At 57.6% G+C, this 255-nt stretch carries 1 protein-coding gene; it reads left to right on the top strand.

Translation table 11 applies throughout. The features are described from left to right. The coding region (locus AACQ95_RS15900; RefSeq protein WP_241281100.1) for a DDE-type integrase/transposase/recombinase at window positions 1-255 on the top strand (255 nt) is incomplete at both ends.

Raw genomic sequence — 255 nt, 5'->3', positions numbered from 1 at the left:
TGGCCATCAGTGCGTTACTGATGGCGGTGTGGCGACGGCGACCCGAACAAGAAGTGCTGGTTCATTCCGACCAAGGGAGCCAGTTTAGCAGCTATGACTGGCAGGATTTTTTGCGGGAAAACCAGCTCAAGGCCAGCATGAGCAGGCGCGGCAATTGCCATGATAACGCGGTGGCGGAGAGTTTCTTCCAGCTCCTCAAACGCGAGCGGATCCGACGTAGAACCTATGCGGATCGCGAGGAAGCCCGACAGGATG

The sequence above is a fragment of the Aeromonas sp. MR19 genome (assembly GCF_963899305.1).
Taxonomy (GTDB): domain Bacteria; phylum Pseudomonadota; class Gammaproteobacteria; order Enterobacterales; family Aeromonadaceae; genus Aeromonas; species Aeromonas bestiarum.
The sequence above is the reverse complement of the archived record's forward strand: the minus strand, read 5'-3'. Positions and strand labels throughout refer to the sequence as shown.